The sequence below is a fragment of the Pedosphaera parvula Ellin514 genome, from assembly GCF_000172555.1.
Lineage (GTDB): Bacteria > Verrucomicrobiota > Verrucomicrobiia > Limisphaerales > Pedosphaeraceae > Pedosphaera.
This window is the reverse complement of record NZ_ABOX02000020.1, coordinates 85,245-107,096: the sequence shown is the minus strand read 5'-3', so window position 1 is coordinate 107,096 and position 21,852 is coordinate 85,245. Positions and strand designations below refer to the sequence as shown.

Annotated in this window: 19 protein-coding genes; 11 read left to right on the top strand and 8 right to left on the bottom strand. The window is 52.8% G+C overall.

Annotated elements, in window-relative coordinates:
• A complete protein-coding gene (locus tag CFLAV_RS16440) occupies positions 1 to 1,149 on the bottom strand; it encodes a right-handed parallel beta-helix repeat-containing protein (protein ID WP_040549105.1) in 1,149 nt (382 codons plus the stop codon).
• Between the two features lie 436 nt (positions 1,150 to 1,585).
• Here CFLAV_RS16440 and CFLAV_RS16430 point away from each other — a divergent pair, with 436 nt between their 5' ends.
• The 7 genes from CFLAV_RS16430 (at position 1,586) to CFLAV_RS16400 (ending at position 5,290) form a co-directional block, all read left to right on the top strand.
• On the top strand, positions 1,586 to 1,933 hold the full coding sequence (locus CFLAV_RS16430; RefSeq protein ID WP_007415901.1) for a hypothetical protein: 348 nt from the start codon (positions 1,586 to 1,588) through the stop codon (positions 1,931 to 1,933).
• Positions 1,934 to 2,048: 115 nt separating this feature from the next.
• Entirely contained in the window at positions 2,049 to 2,396 is a 348-nt protein-coding gene (locus tag CFLAV_RS16425) for a hypothetical protein (protein ID WP_007415900.1), read from the top strand.
• Positions 2,393 to 2,890, top strand: a complete 498-nt coding sequence (locus tag CFLAV_RS16420; protein ID WP_040549102.1) for a hypothetical protein — start codon at positions 2,393 to 2,395, stop codon at positions 2,888 to 2,890. Before CFLAV_RS16425 ends, CFLAV_RS16420 begins: the two co-directional genes overlap by 4 nt.
• Before the next feature lie 152 nt (positions 2,891 to 3,042).
• Entirely contained in the window at positions 3,043 to 3,471 is a 429-nt protein-coding gene (locus CFLAV_RS16415; protein WP_007415898.1) for a hypothetical protein, read from the top strand.
• A 29-nt stretch (positions 3,472 to 3,500) separates the two neighbouring features.
• A complete protein-coding gene (locus tag CFLAV_RS16410; RefSeq protein ID WP_050785812.1) occupies positions 3,501 to 3,992 on the top strand; it encodes a GNAT family N-acetyltransferase in 492 nt (163 codons plus the stop codon).
• 69 nt (positions 3,993 to 4,061) lie between these two features.
• The gene (locus CFLAV_RS16405; protein ID WP_007415896.1) at positions 4,062 to 4,580 is read left to right on the top strand and encodes a GNAT family N-acetyltransferase; all 519 of its coding nucleotides are present in this window, start codon (positions 4,062 to 4,064) and stop codon (positions 4,578 to 4,580) included.
• Positions 4,581 to 4,654: 74 nt separating this feature from the next.
• Complete coding sequence (locus CFLAV_RS16400; protein ID WP_007415895.1) at positions 4,655 to 5,290, top strand: flavin reductase family protein; 636 nt, start codon at positions 4,655 to 4,657, stop codon at positions 5,288 to 5,290.
• Positions 5,291 to 5,593: 303 nt separating this feature from the next.
• Here the strand turns inward: CFLAV_RS16400 and CFLAV_RS16390 are convergent, their stop codons facing one another.
• Entirely contained in the window at positions 5,594 to 7,561 is a 1,968-nt protein-coding gene (locus CFLAV_RS16390; protein WP_007415893.1) for a hypothetical protein, read from the bottom strand.
• A gap of 269 nt (positions 7,562 to 7,830) precedes the next feature.
• On the opposite strand from CFLAV_RS16390, the gene CFLAV_RS16385 reads away from it, so the two are divergent.
• From CFLAV_RS16385 to CFLAV_RS16375, 3 genes are all read left to right on the top strand, one after another.
• Positions 7,831 to 8,271, top strand: coding sequence for a rhodanese-like domain-containing protein (locus tag CFLAV_RS16385; protein ID WP_007415892.1), 441 nt, complete (start codon positions 7,831 to 7,833; stop codon positions 8,269 to 8,271).
• A 300-nt stretch (positions 8,272 to 8,571) separates the two neighbouring features.
• Positions 8,572 to 8,931 (top strand): hypothetical protein, encoded by a 360-nt coding sequence (locus CFLAV_RS16380; RefSeq protein WP_007415890.1) that lies wholly within the window; start codon positions 8,572 to 8,574, stop codon positions 8,929 to 8,931.
• Positions 8,932 to 9,058: 127 nt separating this feature from the next.
• Entirely contained in the window at positions 9,059 to 9,568 is a 510-nt protein-coding gene (locus CFLAV_RS16375; RefSeq protein ID WP_007415889.1) for a phosphate-starvation-inducible PsiE family protein, read from the top strand.
• Positions 9,569 to 9,616: 48 nt separating this feature from the next.
• On the opposite strand, the gene CFLAV_RS16370 is transcribed toward CFLAV_RS16375, so the two are convergent.
• The 5 genes from CFLAV_RS16370 to CFLAV_RS16350 all read right to left on the bottom strand — a co-directional run bounded on the left by CFLAV_RS16370 (position 9,617) and on the right by CFLAV_RS16350 (position 15,103).
• On the bottom strand, positions 9,617 to 10,612 hold the full coding sequence (locus tag CFLAV_RS16370) for a coiled-coil domain-containing protein (RefSeq protein ID WP_007415888.1): 996 nt from the start codon (positions 10,610 to 10,612) through the stop codon (positions 9,617 to 9,619).
• 45 nt (positions 10,613 to 10,657) lie between these two features.
• Entirely contained in the window at positions 10,658 to 12,286 is a 1,629-nt protein-coding gene (locus tag CFLAV_RS16365) for a hypothetical protein (RefSeq protein ID WP_007415887.1), read from the bottom strand.
• Positions 12,287 to 12,288: 2 nt separating this feature from the next.
• Positions 12,289 to 13,236 carry an ABC transporter ATP-binding protein gene (locus CFLAV_RS16360; RefSeq protein ID WP_007415886.1) on the bottom strand — a complete coding sequence of 316 codons (948 nt, stop codon included), beginning with the start codon at positions 13,234 to 13,236 and terminating at the stop codon, positions 12,289 to 12,291.
• Positions 13,233 to 13,625 (bottom strand): GntR family transcriptional regulator, encoded by a 393-nt coding sequence (locus tag CFLAV_RS16355; protein WP_007415885.1) that lies wholly within the window; start codon positions 13,623 to 13,625, stop codon positions 13,233 to 13,235. The genes CFLAV_RS16360 and CFLAV_RS16355 overlap by 4 nt, the downstream gene beginning before the upstream one ends.
• 71 nt (positions 13,626 to 13,696) lie before the next feature.
• Complete coding sequence (locus CFLAV_RS16350; RefSeq protein WP_007415884.1) at positions 13,697 to 15,103, bottom strand: PQQ-dependent sugar dehydrogenase; 1,407 nt, start codon at positions 15,101 to 15,103, stop codon at positions 13,697 to 13,699.
• A 101-nt stretch (positions 15,104 to 15,204) separates the two neighbouring features.
• Between CFLAV_RS16350 and CFLAV_RS16345 the strand changes: the two genes are divergently transcribed.
• Positions 15,205 to 18,366 carry a ThuA domain-containing protein gene (locus tag CFLAV_RS16345; protein WP_007415883.1) on the top strand — a complete coding sequence of 1,054 codons (3,162 nt, stop codon included), beginning with the start codon at positions 15,205 to 15,207 and terminating at the stop codon, positions 18,364 to 18,366.
• A gap of 27 nt (positions 18,367 to 18,393) precedes the next feature.
• Here the strand turns inward: CFLAV_RS16345 and CFLAV_RS16340 are convergent, their stop codons facing one another.
• Entirely contained in the window at positions 18,394 to 21,846 is a 3,453-nt protein-coding gene (locus CFLAV_RS16340) for a PPi-type phosphoenolpyruvate carboxykinase family protein (RefSeq protein ID WP_007415882.1), read from the bottom strand.
• Positions 21,847 to 21,852: the final 6 nt, after the last annotated feature.

Sequence of the window (21,852 nt, the reverse complement as noted above, 5' to 3'; positions counted from 1 at the left end):
TCAGTGCGAAATGTTCGCCCACGGGCTTGTAGCACTGGCGGCGCTGCCAATCGGCCCGAAATCATTCGCGCCGCCGATATTCGAGTAATTATTGCTCGCAGAACCGCCGCCGACGACGACGTTTTTGGCCACGACATTATTGGTGTAACCGGAACTGGTTATTGAAATGCCATGCACGCCGACGCTCGTCACCACATGATTGCCCTCAATATAATTGTTGCTGTCTGAAATCACAATGCCGCCAGCGACGTTCAGGCTAAAATTATTTCTGGCAATAAATGAGCCGCCGGTACCAGGACCGTAGATGCCATACAAGCTGTTATTCTCAATTTCACAATCCTCGATCACGTTCGCTCCGTTGTCGCTATTAATGTGAATGGCGTTGCCATTGTTAGAGGCGATCCGGCACTTGCGAATTGCATCCCCTATTCCAAAACAATCAAACCCGGTGCCTGAGTTAAATTGGCTGTTACAATCCAGCGCCCGGCTGGAATAAAGGCTGAAGCCGCCGCCACCGCCATTATACTCGGCCAGGCAGTGGTGCAGGGTGGCGTAGCTGGTCTCGAAGCCGTAACCTCCATTCTTGCGGGCAATACAGCCGCTTATTTCGCCGCCGACGCTGTTGAGTCCGTCGTTGATATTGTTTATGAAAAGGCAGTCGCGCACGATGCTGCCCGCCTCAGTGTACAGGCCGTGCCCACCATTGCCGGATATGGTGAGGTGCTCAAAAAGCATGTTGCGCGGATAGCCGCCGTTGTAGGCATCCACGCCATGGCTGCCCCAACCAGTCACGCTGCCATTCCGTAAAACCACATTGGTAAGACTGCCCCCAACATAGATTCCGACGCCTGAAACTGCTGGACCTTGCAAAGTGAAACCGCCCAGGTCGATCGTGACCTGGTTGGCGATAATCGTAATGCCCGTATTTATGTTGGTTGCTGTCAGATTGGTTGTCACATAGTAGGAACCGGAGTTGGTGATAACGTAAGGCAGCGACGAAATCGGCGTGCGCGGCTCGATTTGCGCCAAAGTCTTCATCGTCGGCGCGGGCGCGCCAGGTGGCGTGAGACTTCCTTGGGCGCGGGCGGAGTAGGTGATTGCAAAACAGCTGCACACGGCAGCAATGAGAGGGACGATTTTTGGATTCATTATGTACTTAGCCAGCAGGTTCATTTGACTGGTACAACATCCTCAGGCTGGTGGCACCCGGCTAGAAGCCAAAATCTGAAAACAACGTTTGTTATCATGGCCATTAGAGTCGTATCAAGCTCAAAATCCTCTGTTGGCGGCCAACCAGTGTATGTCCTCAATTTGCGAACCGACTCACCAATTTGGTGGTCACCTCGTCACACGTTTTGCCGACCTGTGGCCAACGATTGGCGGCGGTCGCGTCGCGGTTGCAATCAGCAACGCCGGTCGACGTGCCGTTGGCCCGTCAATAGCCGAAAAAAGCGGGGCGGACTCATGCAAATCAAAACTGGAAAAAATTCCATATTCCCCACTTGCTATTGCCACAAAAGTAGTGCAACGAACTTATTGACGCCAAGTCACTCATTTAACTGTTAGCCGGCAGTGCACCTAGCTTATGACAACACTACTTGCAGTTCTGGAGTTCAAGGACTACGCCATTATCGCCGTCATCGTGGTGGCCTTTGCAGGAGGCGCGGCCCTCAACGCCCGACCACAGGTTGACTTGCAACTTTTGCAACTGCAAGTGAGAGAGCTTCAAAAGAAACTAGACGCCCTCCTCAAGCACCAAGGCATTGAACTGCCACAGCCACCACCGTCCGGCCTATCCCCCGAGGTTGAACAACTGGCCAGCGTTCCCAACGGGAAGATTGCAGCCATCAAACTTTACCGGGAGCAGAATCCCGGAGTCGGCCTGCGCGAGGCGAAGGAAAAGATTGAAGCTTTCTACCAGCGCAGACGGTGAGACAAATGACGTGGAAAAAACCGCAACCAACGCCGTCTGCCTCGTAGTCCCGCATTCCCAGTTGACACCACCACCCCGGCATGGCTCAGTTCTCGTCATAGGTCACTAGCCGCTCATGCCATTCAACGATGACAACACAATGGGTCACATCAGTGGATGCTATTTGGTCGCATCAGCTTGGCCTGACTTCGACTCAAATCTTGAGATCAATAAGAAGGTCGCGGAGTTCGTCGAACGTATCGAAGACAAAATCGCACGGAATCGCAACAAGACACGCCACAACTGGTTCATGATTGCTCTGGGATATGCAAGGCAAGCTCAGCAACACTACCGCAACGGTCAGATCGAGACTGGCAGGAAGCTGTTGCGACAGGCCTGGGAACAGCTCGAGTCAGGCAACAAAGCAAACCGACGCAAAACCACATTTGTCGCAGGTTCAGACGGCAAAGTCCGATCTATTTGACGATTCCGCAGATCATCGAAAATCTCATGCCCTTTTCACCACCATCCGGAATAGCCTTCCACACCGCAGACCAAATTCCCGTCGGCGAACTCTCCGCCATATTGCGTCGAATAACCACATTTTTGCAGAGTCTCGACTTGGCACCCCAGCCACTCCGCCTTTACCACGACTGGTGGCAACACGACGGCCTTCATTTCGACGAAGGCCAAATCACCTTCCACGATCTGTTCGCCATGTTCGAAACACCACGGACCTTATTCGAGGCCACGCCGGATGACGATGAAGTCTTCATCGGCGTCGCGCCAGAAGATGGAAATTGGTACCTTCGTTTTCGTGCCGAATGGGATGCCGATGATCGAAGTATCGTGGGCGAATTCGCCATCATTCTGCCATCGGAGACAGCCGCCCTTTTCAGGGCAGAGGTCGCAACGCCGTCAAAGCATGTGCTTGTCGAGGAGTCATCTGAGAGTTATTACAAGAGCGTGAAGGTCTGAGGACACGGACGCCAGCACGTCCACGCCCGGCTATTTCCCCTTGACCGCGTTCATTCCAACTCCTAATTCTACCTACAGAACGAAACGAGGAAACCATTCCCCCGCTTTGCCATGAATCAACTTGGCAGGAATTCTTTCCCTATAATTAAATAATGAATCTACGTCTGCAATATCCACCCACGCCGGAAAACGCTGCTGCACTTGCACAACTTGCGGTGGATGCCGCCCGAAACGTTGATTCCATCGAGCTTGATTATTCGCCACGGAGTTTGGCTGATGTCGACGGCATCATCGGGAGATTTCATTCGGAGAAGCTGACCCCAGGCCAGATTGGTTCGACCATCTTTTCATTCGGCTGTTACGTCGGCGAAGTGCTGGTGCGTCATCAAGGCGGAGTTTGGAAGATGCCAGAACAGAGCATTTGGTCGAAGCTGGGTTTTGGCAATACGAAGATAATGGTGATTGAGACGCCAAATGGGAACGTATGGAATCCTATTGGGAAAGCCTTCAAGTTACTGGAAAATGGGAAGGTGGACAGTGTTTCATATTTTTATGCGGTTGTTAGCAAGAAAGCAGGCTAAAAGTAATGATGTTTTATCCATAGACCAGCATGCACCCATCCATCCGACAAGCGACGCGACAAGATACTGAAGCGGTCGCTGGTATTCTCTCTGAGGCGGCGCGCTGGTTGCAGGAGAGCGGAATGGCCATGTGGAGAAATGAGGAGTTGCTGCCATCACACATCGCTGCCGATGTCGATGCCGGGCTGTTCTTCATTGCTGAGTGTAATGGTGAGCCAGCTGGCGTTGTGAAGTTTCAGCTCGAAGACAAACTGTTCTGGCCAGACATTCCGCTCGCAAAGTCCGGTTTTGTGCATCGGCTTGCGGTCAGAAGGAGGTTCGCAGGGGGTGGCATTTCTTCGGTTTTGTTGAGTTGGGCGGTTGAGAGGACGCGTCTCCTTGGCAGAGAACATTTGCGCCTCGACTGTGAGGCATCACGCCCACGCCTGAAGGCCGTGTACGAAAAATTCGGATTCCGCCATCACAGCGACAGGCAGGTTGGCCCGTATTTTGTTTCACGTTATGAATACAAAGTCACGTGAACCTTTGCCTGATCGTTACCCTCCAGCGAACTGTCGCTATGCTTCCCCGCATACAAGCCAACAGTCACCATGACCATCCGCCCACTCACCTCATCCGACGCGCCCGCATACCAGCACATTCGCCAATGCGCGCTCAAGGATGTCCCGCAATTCGTAGGCCCCTCTGCCGAGTGGGAAGCCCTCTGCGACCTCGCCGAGTTGCAGTCCCGCATGGACCGTTACGAATCCGAGGGCACTTATCTCTTCGGTTGCTTTCTGGACGATGTGTGCGCCGGCGTCGCCGCAATGAGCCGCAAACTCAATCCTAAATACTCCCATAAGGTCTTTTTCTGGGGATTCTATATCTTACCCGCTTACCGTGGACGCTCCCTCGGCCGCCATTTGATGGAGGCTCGTATTGAATTCGCGCGCAGCCTTCCCGGCGTCCGATTCGCTACGTTACAAGTGACAACTACCAACGAACCCGCCCGCATCCTCCATCAACGCTTCGGCTTCGTCAGTTGCGGCATCGAACCCCAGGCCCTGCACCTCGACGGAAAATTCTATGACTTCGAACTGATGCAATTGGACCTGAACCGTGCTGTTTAACATTCAGCCTGTCATTTACTGGTTCCCCATAAATCCATCGTTGACTGAATGTCCCGGTCGTTCCAGCTTCAACCATGACTTTCGACCTCTCCCAAGCCGTTCCAAATCTAACCTACAATCTCCTCATCGGCCTCGTCGCACCCCGCCCCATCGCACTGATCACCACCATCGATCTCGAAGGCAAGGTCAACGCTGCCCCTTTCAGCGCCTACAACTACGTCGGCACTGATCCTGCCATCGTCGCCATCGGTGTCGGCAATCGCCCTGGCCCGGGCATCATCGGCAAGGACACCGCGCGCAACATCCGCAACACCCGCGAATTCGTCATCAACGTCGTCAGTGAAGATATCGCTGAAGCCATGAATATTTGCGCCATCGATTTCCCCACAGGCGTGAACGAATTGGAAATGGCCAAGCTGAACACCGCTCCGTCCTCCAAGGTTTCTCCGCCGAGAATCCTCGAAGCTCCCGCCAGCCTCGAATGCCGCGAAGTCACCACCATGGAAATCGGCCGTTCCCGCATTATCCTCGGCGAAGTCATTTCGATTTACGTGAAGGACGAGTTCATCGATCCCAAAGGCCCCTACATCCGCGCCGAAAATCTCCACGCCATCGGGCGCATGAATGGCCTCGGCGCCTACGTCAAAACCAGGGATGCCTTCTTTTCCATGTCCCGTATTCCCTACGAAGAATGGAAAAAGAACCATTAATCATAACGCACACGCACCCACACCCGACAGCCAGGCTTGTTCCATTTCGGCAGGACATAATCTATACCGAATGCCGAAAGAAATTTCCGGATGGCAGGAGGGATTTTGATTTGAGGCAAGGCGGAGGCCGCAGGCGCTATCTGAAAGATAACGCCAAGGCCGACAACGCCGCCTCAAATCAAAAGCACCCTGTACCCAATGACTAACGAGGCTCCTCTTTCCTCAGGGTCATGGCTTTTTCAGTCTCCACGTTCATCCGGCTTACCGCCTCCTTTCATTCCGTTTCTTTTCCCATTCCGGAAATTAATTTTGGCGTTCGGTATAGCTAACCAAGCCACTCCCTGCCCGCTCCCGCAATTCGCCGTCAGGGGAGGTTCCAATTAGTGTCCGATCCGCAAATAGCTTCACCAGGCTAAAAATAAGGCACGCCAGTCCGGCTATCACAAAGTATCCCCACGCCGCGGACACCTTTGTCGCCAAATAAGAGAACCGCCCCATCTCACGCGGCTCCTTAAACGCAAACCATTTGGTTTCGCTCTCATCCCGCGCCACAATCTCGAACTCACCGTCTGGCGCCGCAACCTGGATATTCAACCAGCGTCCGCCCGCCTTCCTGGTTGGCTTGATGTCGATTGTTTTGCCGCTGGCCATGTCCACCAGTTGAAGGGACAACCCTGCCTCGCCCAGGTCACCAGCCACCGGAATTTCCAAATACGACAAGGTACTTTTTTTGATCGGCAAACTCTTGAAGCTTCTTGGAACGTTCGCGCCCGCTACTGAATACGATCCCCAGCTCCTTTCCGTAGGCGCATCCGGTTCAGCCAGTTTCCATCCGTTATGCACAAATGTCCCATCACCCTTGTCCAACACTTTTAACGGATCCCGTACACAAGTTGGAAGCCGACTGCGAACATCATTCTCGCGCAACAGGAAAACCAGCATCGGCACATAGGGAAATGGAAGCAACAAAGGCTCCTTGTCATTGAGCACATGCTCGTCATTCGTGGCCATGAATGCGCGCGTAGCCTCCTCCCGGGCCTTCGCGGAAAACTGTACTGAGGTAAGAACGGATTTTGCGATGAATCCGTTCAGGGACCACAAGCCAAAAAGACAGCACACCAGCCAGCCAGCTGTGCTCAAGTAGCAGATTCGTGGGAATTTGAGATGTCGACGGTGCCGCGTTAACAGGAGGTATATGCACATGCAATTGAGCACCATCAGGAAGCACGAAAGTTCCATGTACCGCGAAGCAAGTATCTGCCCCTTGCTGCCTCGGGCATAAGCTCCCGCCACCGCCTGGAGTATCACCCAGCAACCAACTCCAAGAATCATTCTTTCCGCCAGCATTTCCCTGTGGTCCGAGCGAATATAAATCCATGCCAGGACTCCGATGGGCAGAAGGTTTATGGGAGCCACCCATGGTTGAAAAGCACACGGCCACGCGAGCTGTGTGGCAAGTGCGTTCAGAAATTCTCCTAATGAATGAGCCGCCAACTGATGATGCCGTGGAACATCCACTTTGATCATTATGCCGATGATAGCGAGCACCGCGCATGCCCCCAGGGTCGGCACGTACTGCCGCCAATTCCGCCGGTCCTTCAATAAATCCAACATCACCAGTGTTGCCACCGCCACCGCAGCCAGGAAGCCCGAAGCCACCGTAAACAACGTCGCCCCGGCCGCCATCAGACCCAATCGCCACCGGCTCGATTTGGGTTCGCTCATCCCCAGGAGCCAGACGGTCAGCAGGGAAAAAAGCGCCATGAAATAAAAACTGGACTGAAATCCCCACAGCGTGTTCTCGTAAGCAAACGGAAGCACCAAAATCAACACCAGCGGCAACCATATGACAGGCCAGATCCTTTTCCCAATCAACCCGGCCATCAGCCAGCCGAAGCCTGCAATCCCTGCCGTGTAGATGATCGCGTTGCAGACGGTTTGCACTAGGTTGTCCCACTGCCCATTCAATAGCAGCAGTGCCAGATCATAAATCCTCGTGAAGAAAACCCGGTGTTCATTATGAGCCGTGAACAGGTTGGCCAGCGAGAGCTGATGCTCAAAATACGGAATATACATGTCCACTGCCTCGCCATCCCATTGATCGTAATACGGCAAAGAGCTCCCATAGTGCAAAATGTACCATAGCTTGCCTCCGAGGCTGACAAGGAAAAGACTCACCGCCCAACAAAGGTGCACCCTCCAACCGGTTTTCGCCGTTCCAGCCTTGCCAGCCACCGCCACTACTTTGGATGAGGGGACAACTATATTCATACGTAGCGACACTGAGTTTTCATCGAAGTTGGTTGCAGGATTTTAAGGCGTTTGCTTTTAGTAAAAAATTATCGGTTCAGCAATATCAGGTAAAGCAGAATTGCCCCGTCTTTTCAATCATTCCAAATCAACGAAGTCGGAACCTTGGAACTTGGAATTACTCCACTGAGGGCCGGATTACATTCTTTCTCCGTTCCCCACCCCCGGATTGCATTTAATTGCCTCCTCGCTTCTTTTCACAAAATAATCTATAATCTCCGTTATCTGATATGAAACCAATCAAGAAAACCTGCCACTTGCTCTGCATCCTTTGCGTAACCTTCGCCGCCGCCCACTTCGCTGCAGCAGAAGAAGCCAAAGCTCCAGCGTCATCCACCCAAACCGTCAAGACTCCTCCTGAACCCATTGATCCCGACAAAGCCCAACAGCTTGTCACCGACAAGAAGGTGGTTGTCCTGGACGTGCGCACTCCCGCTGAATTTGCCTCCGGTCACATCGCCGGAGCCACCAACATCGATTATCACAATCAGGATTTTAAGAAAAAACTGGAGCAACTCCCAAAGGACAAATCGTACCTCGTGAACTGTGCCGTCGGAGGCCGCAGCGCCAAAGCCTGCAAAATGATGAACCAGCTCGATTTTAAATCCGTTTACGACCTTAAAGGCGGCATGAGTGCCTGGGAAAAAGCCGGCAAACCCATCGAGAAATAACAAAGTAAACGGCTCAGTCTTCTCCTTGTCCAGGCCCTGCGCGAATCACATGGGGAAGCCTCTCAACTGCTGGGCGGATATCATTGATTTCTTCCCTCCTTGGAGAAAACTCAGACCAACCTTCCCACTCAGCGCGATAAGCCTGCGTCAAGATCCTATCTTGATCCTTGCCCCCCCTTTGCAGAGCATCTCCATTCACGATGGGGGGAACGCCCCACTCGGAACTCGGCCACTGTCCGTTACGCTTTTGACAAGAGGTTATATCGACAAATCGAAGACGGAGAAACGGAGATAAAACGTATGGCAGTAAAACTAAATAAAAAGGGATTCGATCGCGCCAAGGAACTCATCGCGGAGGGACATGTCATATTCGACGAAAGAGACGCCTGGAGCGAACACCAACCTTCCACAAAAAAGGAAAATGAGTTCATCGAAGAGCACGGGTTCAACGAATATGGGAAATGGCACCTCGGAATCGATGAGAATGAACCCGAGGATACCAAGGCAAGATACAAATTCCCCTATGGCGATTTCGCAAATGTTCACCGTTGCGCAGTGTTAAGCGCCGAAAGCCGGGCTGGACAATACAAGCATTTGGACATCGAGAACGCCGCTGCTCACTTACATGGCATGATCGATGCAGTGGCGCACACCAAATAATAAATGCAGGAATACTGCAGACAGTGGAACCAATTGCCCAATGCAGACGCGGGATTAGGAGGAGCAAGCCAGAATTTGCCACCTTGGAGAAAATTCTTATCGCAGATAAAACAACGGATTCGGAGGAATGAAACCATTTTTCACCCGATGGTTCGTCGTAGTCGATAAATGGCCTGGCCTCACAATCTACCAGCGATTCGAAAGTCTGATCGCCCTCGTGCTCAGTTTCGCCATCAGCCTCATCATTTTGATGGGTCTCTGGCAGGTGCTCAGGGAGGTATTCGAGAAGCTCGTTTTGCAATCCTCGAATCCTCTCGACCCAAAAACTTTTCAAATCCTCTTCGGCGATATCCTGACAGTACTGATCGCGCTGGAGTTCAACCACACGCTCCATTACGTCGTCACCCGCGAGCAAAGTGTCATTCAGACCAAAATAGTGCTTCTCATCTCCATTCTCGCATTGGCGCGCAAGTTGATTATCATGGACTTGAAGGAAACGCAGCCCAACCAATTGCTGGGCTTGGCCGCCATTACCCTGGCGCTCGGCATAACCTATTGGCTGTTGCGCGAACGTGTAGATCGCCTCGCAACTCTTCCACAAAAACAATCAGCCAACCTTACGCCCACTGAACCCTGACACCATGAGGTGTCGACGCGGCCAAGGCGCCACCTTTCCGCAAAATATTCACCGTGCGTTTGCAGACATCATCGATTTCGTCGTTCGCATGGTAACCATGCTGTGGAACAATTCGCGATTGAGCGAACTCTTTAGCAGTTCGGTTTGTTCAGGCGTGAGCAATGCTTGCGCCCGCTGCACGATCCGGTCATTCAATTGCTCCATATCCTGATTGTACGCATTCAGCTTTTGATCGGTAAAATTGTCGTACCAATGTTCGAAATCTAATTTCAATGGGTTTGCAATATCGAACTGAAATTTGAAATTCGCCCGTTCATCCACCATGGCGGAAAGCAATTGACCCTGCTGCTCGGCGGTTAAGTTCGAACCAGATTGTAAAGCCTGTGCAGAGAATTGCTTCAAACGATCCCGCTCAGGCTGCGTCTTTTCGAACAATTGGTACGAATTGTAACCATCATCACCAAGCAACGCACGCATTTGAGCCGCGTTCTCTTCCAGCGCCTGCTTGATTCCTTTTCCTGCCTCAGCCATGCCAGCTTCATCCAGTTCACCCGCTGTCATCGGCACCAGCATTTGCTCCCAAACGATGGATGCTTTTTGAGTGAGCAGTTGCTTCAGCGCATCGCTCTGGTTGTCGTTCAATTGCAGTTGCTGGGCCAGCCCGGCTTCGAACAGCGCCTTGACTGTCTTGGCAATTGCCACCTTGGCCTCCGCCTTCAACGCCTCCTTCATTGCCTGGCTGCGAAACATTTCGGATACCGCTGCATGTTGATTCGTTCTGATCTCACTCCTGGCCAACTGCTGCCGAAGTTCCTGCGTCTCGACCTCCTTTCCCAGCGTTTCCGCCCGACTTTCGCGCAGTCGTGCTTGCAGATACTTGCTTCGCTTTTCTTTTTGCGCCGTCTCGGCAGCAGCGAGGTCCCGCTGCCTGTCCGCTGCCGCAAGTTGCACGCGGGCTTTCTCCAGTTCATGGTTCTTCTGCAACAAAATGAAACCACATAGAAGTGTTACTACCAGGGCGAGGGCTATCATTAAGTTTTTCATACTTGATCCTTTTAAGATTCTGTTCTGGCACTTTGATCCATGTTTTCATCGTCGATGACGGTTCCTCGCCAGTGACAAGGGAGCCAATCCCAATCGTGCGAGGGGAATCGGCAATAAGGCTGCCAGAATAAAGAGGTGTTTAAGCCAAAAAATATCAGGACATACCAACAGCCCAAGAACCACAAAACAGAACGTACCTGTCGTCCAGATGAGCACGTAATTCCAGATCCGCCGGGGGCCAATCTTGTTCCAGGAAAAAGCCGCGATCCATATCTTCAGCAGCGCAGCCAGGGCGAAAGCCGAGCCTATCCACCAAACATACGCCTCCACCTTGCTCCATTCAAAATGGTTCAACCAGGAGACAATGCGCCATGCGGCCAGTGCAATGGCAATCGCGTTCAGGCAGGTATCCCCCACCAGGAGACACATGTTGCCGGAGAGTCCCGCCCATAAACTCCCCACCATGCCCCGCCACGTCAGCACCATCGCCAACACAAGCAACAGCAACAAAATTGCCAACGTTCCCACTGGACTGCGCAAAATCATTAGTGCATCCCATAATTCCTTTAATGAAGAAGTGTTGGCCCACAGCGGAAGCCACAGAGCCAGGAAACCTATAACCATCGGCCATGTGATCGCCACGCTCAATGCGGCTACTTTCATTTTGGTGACTACCATTTCGCCCGTGGCCAAAGGGCGCACGGCTAGGAATGCTGGCAGTGAAATGTCACCAGACCAAAAATCAGGTTTGGCAAAACCCTTGCCAATGACCAATGCAAGGATGATGGGCAATGCCACCGCCCACCCGAAAGTCCATAACGTCGTCTCCTCCGAGTTTCGTGTGAACCACGATACTGGCCCAAAGATGACCAGCAGGACCGAGCCAGTGCAGACTGGGAGCAGCAGACCCGCGCGCCGCCATTCAAACCAGAATTGAGCTCCGGCCGCCGAAGCAAAACCCTTGCGACGTCGCGGCAGTGCATCAACCAAATGGCGCAGTCGTGCCTTCAACCACCCCCGCCCACGCCCGCCACCCCGGCGTTGCGTTTCCACAGAAAACCAACTTCCCCCAAACGCCACGCCTGCCACCCCGGCCATTACCAGGCTCAGCACCCGAAACGCCTTCGCAGGCTCCCAACGCGTAAGCTCAGGAAAGAGTGGTACCATCGCAAAATTCATGAGGACGATTCCAGCCAGAGCGAGGACAACAATCCGAGTGATGCGAAAACCGGCGAGGCTCCAAACAAGCGCTTGATAACACACCATTCCCGTTCCGAGTATAACCGCGGGCCACAGGTTGATGATTCTTCCCATCGGTGCAAACACAAGCTTCGCCCAAGCCATGTATAGCAACTCCACAGAAATCACCCCCAAAACCATTGGCAGCGCCACTAAAACCCAGGTCGCGACTGGAAGTGTAAAGAGTCGATAAGGAAAGCCATGCCAATTATTTCGTGTATTGGACTCTGCAAAATGAAAAATACCAAATAAAAAGAAAAACGAACAGACCATCAAAAACAAGTAAAGTGCTTCCAACCCCGCGGAGAGCTGGGCTCTGTTCGGAAAGAATACACCACAAAGCGAGCATAGTGCGATGAGACCTGCCACCACCCAGACGGATCTCTGGCTTCGTCGCCAGATTTCCCAAGTCAATGCCACAACGGGTACGTGCATAATCAATGAGCCGTTGTTTGTTCCTCGGAATTGGCGCGAGCGGAGGCAGTCACCCCGGCATGCGCCACGAATATCTCATTAAGCGAGGGAAACCGCTCCTCAACAATTTCAGCTCCCATCTGGAGTGCTCTCGCCGGCAGCTCGTTTCGCGCGCCATTGCACATCACCGACCACTCCCGCCCCATTCCACTTACACTCAATGCCCCGGCAATGACCGGAGGCTTTGTTTGCGTCGTTGGGAAGCGAAGTATAAAGCATCGATGTTGTAATTTGATTTCGTCGAGTGATCCACACATCACCAATTTTCCCTCATGCAACATGGCGATGTGGTCCGACACCCGCTCGATTTCTTCCAACAAATGTGAGGAGAAAAAGACCGTGCGACCTTCATCAGCCACTGTATGAATGACCGCCTCCAGAATGTCGCGCCGCACGATTGGGTCCAGGCCGGAACTGGGTTCGTCCAGAAGCAGCAGGTCCGGGCGATGCGCCTGTGCCGCTAATAGACCAGCCTTTGCCTGCTGGCCTTTGGAAAGTGTTTTGAGACGGGCCGCTGGATCGAGCCCAAACTGTTCTCGCAACTTTTCGGCATAGGCCATGTCCCATTTCGGATAAAAGGCCTGCGTGTAGCGCATGAGTTCATCCACGCGCATCCATCCAGGTAAATCTGGTTGCTCTGACAAATAACCAATCCGCCCCAGCACGCCAACCGGATCGGCCACCGGATCAACGTCGAAGACCCGCACGCTCCCAGACTCAGCTCTCAGGAGCCCCAGGATATGCTTGATCAAAGTCGTTTTCCCCGCGCCGTTGGCGCCCACCAACCCGAACACTCCGCCTCGCGGCACGTACAAAGACACCTCCTGCAACGCGGTCTTCGAACCAAACCGGCGGCACAACCCGGTGATGGAAACCACGGCCTCGGCCGAGGATGGCGATGGAAATTTCATTTGCTCGCCTGTGAATGAATTGCCTCATGCCGCTCACGGAGCAGCTCGATCACCTCGTCCAGATCGATATCTAGATGGCCCGCCTCAACCAGCAGTGAATCCGCTCGTTGCGTCAATACCTTCAATTTCTCACGCCGTGAAAGCGGCGAATGAGCATCAGAAATATAAGTCCCTGAGCCATGCCGTTTGGTGACAACACCAGCCCGCTCCAGTTCCAAATACGCCCGCGCCACAGTATTGGGATTTACCACCAATTGTTCTGCAAGGACGCGAATCGGCGGAATTTCCTCCCCTGGCGCCAGCCGTCCCGATGCCACCAGATGCTTCACCTGATTTGCAATCTGAACGTAAATCGGAACCCCATCCGCCGAGCTGATATGAATCTGCATAAGTGTATTAGTTTATTAATACACCAATTCGATCTTGTCAACCCCCACTTTGAGGACGCTGCGTCATCCCCTTACTTCTGCCGAAATTCCACCCGCACTAACTGTGCATCTTTATTGTTGTACCAATTGCTCCCCCACTCAATCACATACAACGCCCCCTCCGGCCCCAGCTTGATGCAAATCGGACGTTTGAATTTCATCGCCGGCAGAAACGGCTCCAGCTTCTGTAGATTCCCCGGTTTATCGAAACGTACGATATTAATTAAACTCCGCTCCCAATCAAAAATAAAGAGCTCCTCATCGTACTCCTTCGGCAGCTTGCAATCAGACTTCAGTTTCTTGTCAAAATGATAAACCGGTCCCGCCATTGCCGCCCGTGCACCCGAACCCATTTCAGGAAAACGTGATGTAGGTGTGTAGGGATACCAGATGAAAGCAGGTTGTGCGGGTGGCAACTCCTTCGCGCCTGTGTTGTGCGGCGACGAATTCACCGGATGTTGCGCATCGAACAACTCACCACTCTGCTTGCTGCCAAAATCGTAACGTCGATACGGTTTGTTATCACCGACGAATTGCGGCCATCCAAAATTTCCAGCCTTTCGCGCCTGATTGAATTCATCGAACCCCACGGGCCCTCTTTCCGGCTTGGCCTCGCGCGCATCCGGCCCCACATCACCCCAATAAACCCATCCACTCTTCGAATCTATGGAGAAACGAAATGGATTCCGCACGCCCATCACATAAATCTCCGGCCTTCCCTTTGAACCATCCTCCGGAAACAAATTGCCCTTCGGAATGGTGTAGCTGCCGTCCGGCTCGGGATGAATCCGCAGAATCTTGCCCCGCAAATCCATCGTATTGGCCGACGTCCTCTGCGCATCCCAATACTCTCTTCCCGGACGCTCATCAATCGGAGCGAAGCTCTCGTTTTCCGTGATAAATGTATTATCTCCCGTCGAAGCGTAAAGATTGCCATGCTTGTCGAAGTTCAGGTCCCCACCAGCATGATTCGCCACCTTGCGATCAGTGCGAAAATGGATCAGCACCTTTTCCGACGCAACGTCCAATACATCCCCGTTTAGTGTAAATCTTGAAACACGGTTTTCTTCCGGAGCCGTCGGCGAATAGAAGAGATAGATCCAATGATTTTCCAAAAACTTCGGGTCGAGCACAACTCCCAGCAGACTATTCTCAGAACCGCTAAATGTCTGGATGGTCGTGATGGTTTTCATCTCACCCGTTTCCGGCTTCCAAACCTTGATGGCCCCCAACCGCTCCACTAGAAACACGCGCTCATCCTGCGCCACGGATAAATTCATCGGCTCCGTCAAATTCGTCGCCAACACCACCTTTTTAAAATTGAGCTCACTGAAAGGCTTTGATTGCTCTCCTGCAAGGGAAACTCCTGTCAAACCGCCGATCAACAGCAACAAACACGAAACTGCAAATCTTTGACCAAGGCAAATAAGTCGATTCATGAATCCCGCAGTTTTGCAGCTTTGTGGAGCTTCAGGCAATCTTCAAAGTTAAGTTCAATTCCAGAATTGCCTGCCCCTCCCTCGCTGATCATAATCGTCAGATGCACCTGCGTTTTGCCATCCTGTTTGCAGCAGCCTTTCTGATCCGGGCTGAGGCGACCCAGGTTCAGACGAATGTGTCGATGCTGACTCCTGGCTTTACCGTTCAGCAACTACCGGTCCGCCTCTCAAACGTGAACAATCTCCGTTTCACTCCCGATGGCAAATTGACCGCACTGGGTTACGACGGCCGGGTCCATATCCTCCTCGATACGGATGGCGACGGCCTTGAGGACAAAGACCTCCTCTACTGGGATAAATCCACTCTCAGCGTTCCTGTCGGTATGACCTGGTCCAAGGATGGTCTTTACGTCTCTTCTCATGGCAAGGTTTCACTGCTGCGTGACATCGATGGCGATGGCAAGGCTGACCTGGAAGAAATCGTCGCCAGCGGCTGGCCACCCACTGATGTCGGCTCCGGCGGCGTTGATGCCACAGCTGTGACTCTCGACTCCGAAGGAAACCTTTATTTTGGCCTCCTCACCGCCGATTACTCCAATCCTTATCGCGTCAAAAATGGCGTCTCCCATTACGATCTCAAAAGCAAACGCGGCACCATCCAGAAATGGTCTCCTTCAACCCGGAGCCTGGAAACCATCGCCACCGGCATTCGCGTTCCCTACACGCTTGCTTTCAATCGTCTCGGGGACCTGTTCGTCACCGATCAGGAAGGAGAAACCTGGTGTCCCGGCGGTAATCCTCTGGATGAACTGAACCAAATCTTACCTGGTCGCAACTATGGGTTTCCACCGCGCCACGAAAAATATCTTCCTGCTCTCATCAGTGAACCACCGGTCGTTGCTTTCGGTCCCCAACATCAATCCAGTTGCGGATTGGTTTTTAATGAAGAGTCTAAGAACCATAAATCTTTCGGGCCCAAGTGGTGGGAAGGAGATGCCTTTGTCGCGGGTGAATCACGCGGAAAAATCTGGCGTGTCCGCCTCGTAAAAACTCCGGCAGGTTACGTTGGCAGGGAAACCGTCATCGCTCGACTGAACATGCTGACAATGGACGTGGCGATTTCTCCCAAAGGCGATCTCTACGTCTCCTGCCACAGCGGCTCTCCCGACTGGGGAACCGGACCTCATGGTGAAGGCAAACTTTTTAAAATCTCCTACACCGACTCCGCTGCTCCGCAGATGGTTTCCATCTGGCCGGCTGGTCCAATGGAAGTGCGCGTGGCTTTCGATCGGGCCATTGACCCCTCAGTGACTAATTGGATAAGCCAGATGCAAATTGATTTTGGTGAGTACGTCAGTACTGCTGATCGTCTCGAAGTATTGAAACCTCCCTATAAGGCGGTCAATCGCCAGGAAGCCACCCCGCGTGGCAAACTTCGCGTCGTAGCCACTCGGCTCTCCATTGATCATCGCACTCTAATACTCACCACTGATCCACACCCACAGTCAGTCAATTACGCACTGGCTTTACCCGGCATTAAAGCTGCAAACTCCAAAACCCCGGCAACCCAGATCGACGCTGCCTATACCCTAAACGGCGTCAAGGCAACCTGGTCTCGCAAAGGTCAGACTGATGCCGAATGGAGTGGTTGGTTTCCACATCTTGATTCCGTCGTAAACAAGGCCTTTACCCTCAACTCAACCGAACACGAACAACTCCGGAACTTGACCAGGAAAAAGGGAATCCTAAAATTGCACACTCAGGCCGCATTCCCTTCAGGCGAAGTCACTTTTCGCCTGCAATCCAGCCACCCCTTTGAGCTTGCAGCCGGCACCGTTACCAGCAAATCAGCATTGCATGATGGTTTGTATCGTGCCGAACTCAAAGTAAGTCCCACAGGCCAACTGGTCCCGCTATCAATTGCGCTGGAAACAGGCGGAAACCTGGATTTCCTGGTTCACGCAGATTATTCGCTGCTATCCGATCCAACCGTGCGGCCACTTCCCTTAAATATCTTTTACCTTCCATGGGCCCCCCAGCATCAGCTACTCACTCCCGTTACGGAAGAGAACAACAATCTCGCCCATGGTGATTTCGAAAACGGTCGCAATCTCTTTTTCGGCCAACAACTCAAATGCAGCACCTGCCACCGCATCCGCGGTGAAGGCGGCCTGATTGGCCCTGATCTCAGCAACCTCGTTCATCGCGACGCAGCCTCGATTCTGCGGGATATCAAAAACCCCAATGCCACAATCAATCCCGACTACGTCGCCTATAATGTCCTCCTGCGTGACGATACGGAACTCACCGGCTTCGTGCGGGCACAAACCGCTGGTTTGCTCCGCATCCTCGATGTCACCGGCAAGGAACATTCCATCGCCACGAGCGAGATAAAACAATTGCAACCCAGCACCGTCTCCCTGATGCCCACCGGCCTGCTGGATACTCTGAAAACAAATCAGGTTGATGACCTGCTTACCTTTCTATTGAACGAACCACCCACCAGTTCTGCCTCCCAGGTCCAAGCCTTGTTGCATTGCCCTCCATCTGAAACCCTGAATGCCACAAACCCGCTTCGCCCTTTAAATATCGTACTGGTGGCTGGCAAGCAGGATCATCCAACCGGGCAACATGATTACCCCGCGTGGCAAAAAGCCTGGGCTCCTCTTCTAGCTCAAATTCACGCAACGACTGTTACCAATGCCTGGAACTGGCCCACCCCTCAACAATTTCAACAGGCTGACGTAATAATGCTGTATTGTTGGAATCACGATTGGAGCGCTGAACGCTATCAGCAACTCGATGATTTTCTCGCTCGTGGAGGCGGACTGGTTCTCCTGCACGCCGCCACCATCGCGGACAAGGACCCGGAAAAACTGGCGGAGCGCATTGGTTTGGCAGCTCAGCCCGGACCCACCAAATACCTTCATACTCCCTTCAACTTGAAATTCAATGCAGCCTCCAATCAAGCGCTCACGTGCGGTTTCAAGGAATTACATTTTCTGGATGAACCGTACTGGCCCATGTTTGGCGATACCAATCGTATCGGAGTTCTCGCCACCGCTAAAATGGAAGGTCAACCCCGTCCCATGGTATGGACCTATCAACGTGGCAAAGGCCGTGTGTTTGCCAGCATCCCCGGTCATTACACTTCGACCCTCAATGACCCCGCATTTCGTATCCTGATCCTGCGCGGACTCGCATGGACAGTGAATGAACCATCACAACGATTCACCGACTGTCTCGCAATCAAAGTTCAATAAACCCGCTTGCTGAAAGCCTTATGAGACTCATTTGGTTTTCGCCAACGGTTGCACCCCTATTGTCCCTTGCAGCCTCTCCAGATACTCGGGTGACTTCACCGTGTGATACATATCCCATGCCGATTCCAACTTCGCCTTGATCCCCAGCCTGTCGGCCTCTTCCCCATAATTTGGTCTTTGGAGGAACGCTTTCAAATAGGCAGCATGTTTCTGCCACAGCTGAATCTCTTGCTTTTGCTTGGCTTTCAATCTCTCCGCATACCACTTACTCGCCAGCACATTATCCCGCGTGAACAATACTCGAAACTCAGGATGATTCACATCCCATCCTTCGTAATGGCCGTGCACCATCATATGCAAAAGCGCCTTCAACGGCGGACAGGCCATCTCCATGCTTCCATCTGCAAAATAACTCTCGGCCACGCGCTTTTGCGTGCTCACGATATTATCCATTCCGTCGGCAAAAATTGCCAAATCCTGCTTTTCAGGATGCAACATCTCGTCAGTAAAAACCGCTTTTGGATGGTTGAAAACCCGGCCGAAAAAGGTCCGCACGAAATTCTCCGTAATCCGATAACCAAGCCTGCTGGCCAGCACCTTGTTGCCACCAAATTCAATGTCCTGGCATCTTTCCAAATAACCATTCTCAATCAGAAATTTGGGTCGCCTTTCATCCGGCGTCATCCGGCACCAAACTTCGGGAATCAACAAACTGACATCATGATCCACACGCACGTTCGGCCCCACATATCCCGCAGCGGATATAAACGCGTCGTAACCGGTGAGCGCGTAGGAAACCAACGCCGCATTCAGATCGATGATCGGCGGCAAGGCATTGAACGGCCCCTTCGTTAAAGCACCCTCCGATCCCGCTCCCGTTGTTGAAGGCGATTTACCGGTCATGCTGCAGATAAATTCCATGAAAAGTTCCGGCAACTCCATGTAATGAATGGGATTATAAACCGCCAGTGAACGAATATGCGCCGCTGCCTCGGGCGGATTATTCCGACGGCCCGGCATCACGGCATTAACTGGCGTAAGCACCGGGGCTCCCAGCGGCAATCGCCGTTGCAATCGGGTGCACATCTCCGTCAGATATGCATCGCGCGGGTTTGCCAGATCCGTCCGTTCCTGGAGATAACGCGGATTCTTCGATGGCTTCCCATCAACAATCCTTGGATGCGCGGAGGAAACGAAAAAGTCCGGTCCCTCGCCCTTCGCAGCTGCCAAAATCAAGTCTTGCATCGGCTTGGTGTACTGCACAAAACTCGTTGCCTCTTCAATCAATGCCCGCGCATCAGTGGCGGTCAACGGCTCAAAATTAGAGAGAAAGTTTCCCGGCTGGGTCAGGTCTTTCTCGGTTTGTTTATCGTAACCGCGGTGAATTGCCTCGTCCGGCCGTTGAAATAACCGCGCCTCGCAATTCATCACAAACTTCACCGAAGCATTCGAATATTCCGGATTCAAATGTTCCAACCCCGCCGCCGGCACCACAATCGAGGCGGTGATGTCATCTTCCATCTGGAGCTTGGCTGCCTCATGAAAATCCTTCCTCAACCCGAAAACGCGCCACGAACCATCCACATCATAACCGACGCGCAGAAAGGCCGAGACCAGTTTCCGGTTATCATATCTCAACTCATTGCCAGGTACGCCGTTGATGATGTCGACGCCAAAATGCTCCAGCCACTTCTCACCCCATTGCGGCTTGTAGAACCTCTTAACCACAAACAACAACTCCAGAACATATTGTGGAATTGTGGCCAGCCATTCGTTGAATTCGGCCGAATATTCCTTTTCCGAAGGAGTAAACAATTTGATGACTGATCCCAGGGACCGTTCCTGACTCAATACCAAGCGCTTATCAATGCCGTTCTTCGCCGGGTCTTTGAACCGGTTGGAATAGTCATGACGCAACAGCTTCGATAGGTGATTAAAATCCTCCTTGAAATCGGCCACGAACACCGGCCCTTGTAACATGGCGTCGGTAATGGGCTTGGATATCTCGGATTTTCCACCACCCGAAACGGTGGATGGTTTATGGCAAAACGTTCCTTCGGATACCGTGCCCACCAGTCGCCAGGCGCGGTTCATCGGCTTTTCCATCTGCACGCGATAGCCGGATGGCCGGACATAAATTTTATCTGCAAGCAATTTAATGCTCTTCTCCCCCTCCGGTGTCTGCCATGTCACAGTCTGCTTGTGCAAATCAAATCGCACGTCGTGGTGCAGGTAAATGATTTCTGGAAAGCGCTTGTCCACGGCGTAGCCATCCGGATGCATCTCCATCGCCTCCCCGCAAAGCTCCACCACCTCGGCCAGCGTATGCCCGCGTCGCCGCACATGCTTGTCCGTAAAAAATTCCTCGCCCAGGTCGTAACTCGGATAAACCAATGCCCCACCCGCATGTTCTTCTTCGCAAAGCCCGAATAAATTCGCCGCATAACTGATCTGCGTCTTTACCTCCTTCTTGCAGTACCCATAATAATTGTCGGCGATCAGCGTGACGATCACTCCATGTTCATCGCGCGCCGTGATCTTGAAAGCCGAGCCGTTGTTGTAAAGTTCCGCTTCGTTCTTCCAACACATTCCGTCCCGACGCTGCCGTGCGGTGGCCTGGTCCCAATGTGGCAACCCAAGTTCCTTCTTGTTCGCCTTTACGAGGTGCGGCGCCAAAATCACACAACCCGTGTGGCCGCTCCAATGTTCCGTATCCAATCCCGCATCATTCTCCGGCAGCAGAGGATCCCCGGCATTTCCAAAAATCGTTTCTACAAAATCAAGATTGCTCACCAGGTTGCCCGGCGCGAAAAATCGAATCTCCATCGATTTCTCCGGAATAAAACCGGGGACTTCCGGGCAAACAATCGGTCGCAATAACAAGGATACAAAGCATTCCGCCTGCTCTGCCTGCGTGGAGGTGAACGGCAGACGCATCAGTTCCTTCGGCGGTTGCAATGCCAGTTGCAGGAGCTTCGCAAACACACTCTTTGGCACTGCCAGCTTGTCATCCGGAATCGGCAACCCGCCTTCCGCAATATGGAATACTCCCTGCGTCGTACGCCGGTCCTTGGCGGGATTGTGCAACACTCCCTGCCTTACACGATACGAACTCGTGATGTCCGAAATAAACTCATCCTTGTCAGGCGGTAACGACAAAACTCGCGCCAGCCCGGCGCTGTCCAAAACAAACGTCCTGGCCGGCAGTTTTACTGAAAGCCCCGCGTCATAAAGATACTCTTCAAGAAACTTCTGAATTCGCCAATCGGCCGGACAAAGATAATTGGCCAGCAACCGGATGGTTTCCTTCTGGCGGGCGAACATCGGCCCCGTCAAGCCCGGCACCCGGCCACTCTCGTTTTGGCCGAAGATGGGACAACCGGTCATGGCCAGCCGCAAATTAATGCTCTCAATCAGTGTTTCATCCGGATGACCGGCCGGGGCGGTTTCCACATTCCCCGCAGACATTCCAAACTTCATACTCAG